This is a genomic window from Rhodoligotrophos appendicifer (genome assembly GCF_007474605.1).
GTDB classification, from domain to species: Bacteria; Pseudomonadota; Alphaproteobacteria; order Rhizobiales; family Im1; genus Rhodoligotrophos; species Rhodoligotrophos appendicifer.
This window is the reverse complement of sequence record NZ_VHKL01000007.1, coordinates 366,107-372,463: the sequence shown is the minus strand read 5'-3', so window position 1 is coordinate 372,463 and position 6,357 is coordinate 366,107. Positions and strand designations below refer to the sequence as shown.

Below are 6,357 nucleotides of genomic sequence, written 5' to 3'. Positions count from 1 at the left end.
CTGGCGTCATCCGCACGCTGGAAAACCGCCGCGTGATCACTGTTGCGGAGGAAAAGGCGACGGCAATCAGGAGAGCCAGCCCGTCGCCGGCCTGCATCAGGAGAATGTTGGCGACGCTGGTGTAACCGAGCGCCACCACAAAGGAGATAGAGGCGATGGCGAAGCAAAGCGCCACACCGACCCCTGGAAAGCCCATGGTGCGAAACAGCCGCATGGTCCCGGCGGCGCCGTCGCGCCACAGCATGAATCCCAGCAGGAAAACTGAGGCAAAGAAGGATCGCCAAGCCACAGTCGTCCAAGGGTCTGAGATCTCAAGCCCGCGCGCGATGGCTCCCCCAAAACTCCAGACCAGTGCTGCGCCGAAGACCAGCAGCAGCCCCTGCCTGGCCGCAGCAGCCCGTTGCGGGTCGGAGGCAGGTATTGCGGCTTGGATTGCGGTTTCCGTTGGGATGGGAGATCCATACTCAGGGCAGATGATTTCGCTCAAACTAGGGGCTATTCGCCCCTAAAAGCTAGGCCTTTAACCTCACCGCTCGAAGTATCGGACCTCGTAGGCTTCTTCACCAGCCACCCTGCTACGGTCCTGCTGTCCTCGCTTGCTCTTGTCGTCGTCAGCCATGCACATAGAGCACCACCTTGTCCGAGGGCTTCCGACCCCGCGCGAATAGCGGCAGGAGGAGAAGTGCCCCAGTTGCAAACCACATGATCACCTGCCGCACGTGTTCAGGAGACCCGCTGTGTCACATCGTCCTTCCCCGCTATCTGGAGCGGTACCAAGTCAGCATGCCGTAAGCTTATCAGCGCCTCGATCAGCCTAGAAGGGGTTTTAACAGGATGCCTGGCAGCAGAATCGCGAAGTGCAGCGGGCGCTGCTTCTACCGATAGGAATACAGATGCTAAGCAACTCGACTCTCTGGCCTCCTGCTCTGCACCTCAAATTCTCGCGAATTCGGACGCGTGAAGGAGACCTGAGGAGTAGGCAGGAATCCTGCTAAGTCTTAGTGATCCCAGCCTAGTGACACATCATCGGCATCCACGACGATCGTGCCGCCTGACTGCTGCAGCCCTGACCGGAACTTTGCAACGGCAGCAGCTTCGATCGCCGCCCGATGCTGCGCGAAGGCGGTAAGCCAATCGAGAAGCGCATGGGGACTCTGAAGCTTTGACAACGCTTCGGCTGTGACCGAACAGGTTACATTGCCCTTTGAACTCAGCATCATGAATCTTACTCCGAACGGATTTGTGACGCCCGGCAGCCCTGATGATCGCAACGGCATTGTCTCCCCCCTCAGTCTAGGAAGAGATTGCTAGATTTCTTCATCTCCGCGCAACATCTTCAGATGTGGTGGCACAGGGGATGCTTCATGCCGATAGCGACTACGAGGTTCGGCAACTTCGGATCCTCTAATGGAGTTTCCCTCATGGCTTATTCAGTTGCCTGCGGTAAAGCTCAGATGAGGTTGCCTGAATTGCGGGGATGCATGCCTACCAAGAGAATTGAAGATTTGGACACCGCTCGTCGGCTCCAGCTCCTCGTCGACAGCGTCGTCGACTACGCCATCTATATGATTTCACTCGATGGCAACGTCGTGAGTTGGAACTCCGGTGCGATGCGGCTGAAAGGCTATCAGGCGGCAGAGATCATCGGTCGACCCTATTCCAGTTTCTTCACCCCAGAAGATCAAGAACAGCAGGTGCCTCAGCGAGCCTTAGAGGCTGCAAGAAAGGTCGGGAGGTTCGAAGCCGAGGGATGGCGGATCCGGAAGGATGGAGCTCGGTTCTGGGCGCTGGCGGTGATTGACGCCGTGCGTGATGAAAGTGGCGAGCTCATTGGCTTCGCCAAGGTCACACGCGACATGACGGAGCGGGAAGAGGCGCGGCGGCGGCTGGTCGATAGTGAGGCGCAATACAGGCAGCTTGTCGGAGCCGTAATCGATTACGCGATTTTCCAAATTGATCCTTCTGGGCAGATCGTCACCTGGAACCAAGGCGCCCAGAGGATCAAGGGCTATTCCCCTGAGGAAATCATTGGCCAGCACTTCAGCTGCTTTTACAGCGATGACGACCAAGCTGCTGGGCTTCCAACTAAAGCCCTTGAGAGTGCCTCCCGAGAGGGGCGTTACGAGGCTGAAGGCTGGAGAGTTCGCAAGGACGGCACCAAGTTCTGGGCCCTCGTCGTCCTGGACCGCATCACCAGTGAGGCTGGCGAGCTCATCGGGTTTGCCAAAATTACCCGCGATATAACCGAGCGAATGGAAGCACAGAAGTTGCTGAGGGCGACAGAGGAACGGCTCGCCGTCTCTCAGAAGATGGAGGCCGTCGGTCAGCTCAGCGGGGGCATTGCACACGACTTCAACAATCTGTTGATGATTGTTTTTGGCAACCTCGAGACAGCGCAGCGAAAAGCACGCGGTGTCTCGGATTCGAACCTCGATAGAGCCATCAGTAATGCGATGCGCGGTGCTCAGCGCGCGGCAGCCTTAACAAGCAGGCTTCTTGCCTTCTCCCGCCGTCAAGCGCTTGATCCAAAGCCACTCGATGTAAATCGCTTCCTCACAGGCACGGCTGACTTTCTTCAGCGTTCCTTGGGGGAAATGATAGACATGGAGGTCGTTGGTTCCGCTGGGCTGTGGCGCATCGAGGCGGATGTCAGCCATCTGGAATCAGCGTTGGTAAACCTTGCAATCAACGCCCGTGACGCAATGCCTGGCGGCGGAAAGATCACAATCGAAGCCACCAACGTCTTTGCTGATGAAAGCTATTGTCGTGCCAATCCGGAAGTCTCTCCGGGTCAGTTTGTCCTCATCTGCGTAAGTGATACAGGCTCCGGCATGACACCAGAGGTCGCCGACCGCGTCTTCGAACCCTTCTTCACGACCAAGGAAGTGGGTCAGGGAACAGGATTAGGGCTCAGCCAAGTCTATGGGTTCGTGAAGCAGTCGGGTGGGCACGTAAAAATCTACAGCGAGGTGGATCAGGGAACGACAGTTAAGATCTATTTTCCGAGATACTCTCCCGCAGCGGAAATGGAAGAGGAAGTCCCCGCCGAGGCCGTTGCTGACGCGGAGAAGGGAGAAGTCATTCTTTTGGTGGAAGATGATCCAGACTTACGTTCTTATCTCATGGAGGTGCTGCTCACCCTCGGCTACCAGGTGATCGCAAAACCAGATGGCCAGAGCGCGCTCGCAGTCCTGGAACAGACCTCTCGGCGTATTGATCTCTTGCTGACCGACGTGGTGATGCCCGGCATGAACGGGCGTGAGCTTGCCAAACGAGCTGCAGAACTCCGGCCAGCGCTGCGAATCCTCTACATGACGGGTTATTCCCGGAACGCAGTCGTCCACCACGGTCGACTTGATGAGGGAGTTCATCTCCTGCAGAAGCCGGTTACCCAAAGTCAATTAGCTACGAAAATCCGCACGTTGCTCGATCAGCAAGCTGGAACGGGTTGAGGGGCACCGATCACGTTCAAATTTCCGCATCGGAAGCGCGTAAGAGTTGGCGCTCATGGCAGAGATCATTGCGGATCGAGGTGGCAGCCATGGCGGCCTGACCTGTCGCGCCGCAGATTTGGTCAAGGCCGTAGACCACATCCCCAGCTGCATAGAGACCCGGTAGCGAACTCCGTTGTTGCTTATCCACCAAGATGCATCCGTCAGCAGACATGTTGACCCCAAGCTCCCTCGCGAGCGAAGACCTGATCTTGGTGCCGAGTGCAGGGTAAAGGCTGTCGAATGTGGCGGTGCCGGTCGGGACAGTTAATTCGATCTCGCGACCGAGCAGATGTATGGTTAGACAAGGCCCAGGGACCAAAGCAATGGAGCAAAGGTTTAAACGCTCTTGCTGGTCTGCAGAGATCTCATGATCTCGTTGGGCACTGATCAAGGTTACAGAGCTGGTGTAGCTCCGCAAAAACATAGCTTCGCTGAAGGCGCGCTCTCCGGTTCCGAGGACCGCGACCCGCTTATCCGTTATCTCAAACCCGTCGCAGACTGGGCAGTAGCGGAGTAGTCCGCGGGCGAGACCCTGTGCATGAACCTCCTCGCTAAGGGCCGGTCGGACATTCTCTACCCCCGTCGCCAAAAGCACGGTGCGGCTCCGCAAAAGCGTCGAGCTGCTGCATTCCGCGTCGAAGCATCCATTTTGTCGCGCCAGGCCCACCACCTCGTCCTGTCTTATTACCGCACCATATTTTCGCGCTTGCTGCCTTAGTCGGTTAAGCAACTCTTTTCCGGAGACACCGTCGGGAAATCCCGGATAATTGTGTGTGATGGGAATCCAGCTGGCACGACTTTCGCCGTGATCCAGGACAAGTGCAGACAGATGATACCGCGCCAGATAGAGCGCTGCGGTTAGCCCTGCGGGGCCTCCGCCAATGACCAAACAGTCCAAGAGATCCTCTCGCATTGAATGGGACCTGTAGATGATGATGAGACCGAACCGTGAAGGCGGCGAACTGTTCCGAAAAAGGGGTGCGGGAGAGAGGATCATATAAACGGAGCCGAAGGTGGTGGTCGAGGTCGAGTATCGATTGTGACCACATCCCACCAGCGCCTGCGGCATCCGGCTTCAAGAGCGTGCGGGAGGATATAGAGTTTCGCGCTTATCGACAGTTCACGTTTTGGCCTGCGGCCACCTGAAGGCGCGGCGACCAATCAAAAGATTAGAAACCGACAGCGTATGCTGACAAAGGCCCGAGAGCCATGATGGTTGCGACGGCAAAGCCAGCATAGTCAATCGGGACCAGAACAGGGGAACCTGGCTTGAACACGTATTCGCTGTGGACACCGGCGGACGTTTCCGCAAATTCATTCTCGGACAAAGCGGCTGCGCGGCGAGACACATGGACGGCTGGTCGGTTCACGAGATTGCTCCTCTTGCATGCTTTCCAAATTCGAGAAATGCGTGCCGGCAAGACCCCATGGACAATGATGGAGACGGCCTTGCCGGCCGGCGCCGATGCGGGTGAGCGCCACTGGAGAATTCGCCATGAGCCGGCAAGGTTTCAAAATCGACTCGAGTCGAGACTAAGTTAAGCTGCACTTCATTTGCATGCATCTCTTAAGGTGTTGGCACTGGAGGGCTGAGGGTTTGGTCGATCCGGAGAAAGTGGGGCTTGAGCCCACCCGATCATTCGTTAGCCAGCATCAACGTGCGGACTTAGTCTAATGAAGGGGGTTACAAAGCTACTGGGAAGCTCACCTTGCAGCCAGTGCCCTTCGACAGGTCCAATCGCTCTACCACGCCCGAGAGTTGGCGAGCGAATGCTTCTATAAGGGTGAGCCCTAAGCCCCCCTCTCGAGGGTCCTTCATCCCTTTGCCGTTGTCTTCCACAGTCACGACAGCATCACCAGTCCGCTGGTCTAGGAGGAATGACACTCGAATGACGCCGGCCTCTCCTTCATCAAAGGCGTACTTGAATGCGTTGGTTACCAGTTCATTTACGATGAGGCCGGCAGGTACGGCCTTGTCTAACGGCATAGGCGCAGGGTCAGCAGACACCTCCAGAACCACATTATCAAGGCGGGGATCAATGTTTGCGCAGAGGGAGCGAAGATAACTGCCAAAATCGACATGGCTCATTTCCTTCCCAAAGGAGAGCTGATCATGAGCGATTGCAATTGCATGAACTCGATGCATCACGCTTGAGAAGTCGTCCCGGCTCTTCTGCGAGTCAGCATTCCGTCTCAGGAGGGAGAGGAAGGCGATAATCGTCTGTAGATTGTTCTTCGTTCGGTGCTGCAACTCCGTCACGAGCGTTTTGGACAACTCTCGTTCCTTGGACCGCTCCTGGGAGAGAATGACCAATCTTTGTTCCGACTCGTAACGAGCGAGAGCCGCCCCAATCATGTTAGCGAAAGTGGTCATGAAGGTTACGTCAGCCTCATCGAAGGCTCGTGGCTCTTCCGCATCGACCTCCAGCAAACCCCAGTTGTTGCCATCGATCATGACGGGAACATTGAGGAGCGAGACGATGCCGTGCTCCACCAAGAGTTTCGAACTGCGGAACTCTTGGTCATTAGGAAGATCCCTCACTTCAACAGGAGCTGCAGTCTGAATAGAACGCCCGGCAGGTGTCGCGCTGTCCGTTGAGAGAGTTGCGGTTCCTACTACACCGGGCTTCCATCCCACGCCTGCAACCAACAACAGGTCACCTTGATCGCGACGATATTGCAGGACCTTCGTGTGTTTTATATGAGTGACCCGAGAGATCTGACCGCAGGCGTGTTGAAGGAAGCGACTTGGCTCCATTGCTGTTGATGCGACCTTGCTGAAGGACGCCAAGGCCCTTTGAAATTCCAACAGGCGCGACAGTGATCCGTTTGAAGGCCGTTTGCTTTTCTCTGGCATCACACG

6 protein-coding genes are annotated in these 6,357 nt (G+C 56.5%); 1 reads left to right on the top strand and 5 read right to left on the bottom strand.

The features are described 5' to 3' along the window. Together FKM97_RS17480 and FKM97_RS17470 are read right to left on the bottom strand one after the other, a co-directional pair. A partial coding sequence (locus FKM97_RS17480) for an EamA family transporter (protein ID WP_170240975.1) occupies positions 1 to 433 on the bottom strand: 433 nt, incomplete at its 3' end. Positions 434 to 998: 565 nt separating this feature from the next. Then, entirely contained in the window at positions 999 to 1,220 is a 222-nt protein-coding gene (locus tag FKM97_RS17470) for a DUF1488 family protein (RefSeq protein ID WP_170240973.1), read from the bottom strand. A 201-nt stretch (positions 1,221 to 1,421) separates the two neighbouring features. Here FKM97_RS17470 and FKM97_RS17465 point away from each other — a divergent pair, with 201 nt between their 5' ends. Continuing rightward, positions 1,422 to 3,452, top strand: coding sequence for a hybrid sensor histidine kinase/response regulator (locus FKM97_RS17465; protein WP_281290115.1), 2,031 nt, complete (start codon positions 1,422 to 1,424; stop codon positions 3,450 to 3,452). A 16-nt stretch (positions 3,453 to 3,468) separates the two neighbouring features. On the opposite strand, the gene FKM97_RS17460 is transcribed toward FKM97_RS17465, so the two are convergent. The 3 genes from FKM97_RS17460 to FKM97_RS17455 form a co-directional block, all read right to left on the bottom strand. Further along, positions 3,469 to 4,563, bottom strand: a complete 1,095-nt coding sequence (locus FKM97_RS17460; protein WP_246105128.1) for an NAD(P)/FAD-dependent oxidoreductase — start codon at positions 4,561 to 4,563, stop codon at positions 3,469 to 3,471. 100 nt (positions 4,564 to 4,663) lie between these two features. After that, positions 4,664 to 4,864: a hypothetical protein gene (locus FKM97_RS26570; RefSeq protein WP_205015130.1), complete on the bottom strand. Its 201-nt coding sequence runs from the start codon at positions 4,862 to 4,864 to the stop codon at positions 4,664 to 4,666. Positions 4,865 to 5,178: 314 nt separating this feature from the next. Then, on the bottom strand, positions 5,179 to 6,351 hold the full coding sequence (locus FKM97_RS17455) for a histidine kinase dimerization/phosphoacceptor domain -containing protein (protein ID WP_144293703.1): 1,173 nt from the start codon (positions 6,349 to 6,351) through the stop codon (positions 5,179 to 5,181). Positions 6,352 to 6,357: the final 6 nt, after the last annotated feature.

Coding starts and splice junctions, on each gene's coding strand:
- FKM97_RS17455 (WP_144293703.1), bottom strand. CDS start 6,351: ATGCCAGAGAAAAGCAAACGGCCTTCAAACGGATCACTGTCGCGCCTG.
- FKM97_RS17460 (WP_246105128.1), bottom strand. CDS start 4,563: ATGCCGCAGGCGCTGGTGGGATGTGGTCACAATCGATACTCGACCTCG.
- FKM97_RS17465 (WP_281290115.1), top strand. CDS start 1,422: ATGGCTTATTCAGTTGCCTGCGGTAAAGCTCAGATGAGGTTGCCTGAA.
- FKM97_RS17470 (WP_170240973.1), bottom strand. CDS start 1,220: ATGATGCTGAGTTCAAAGGGCAATGTAACCTGTTCGGTCACAGCCGAA.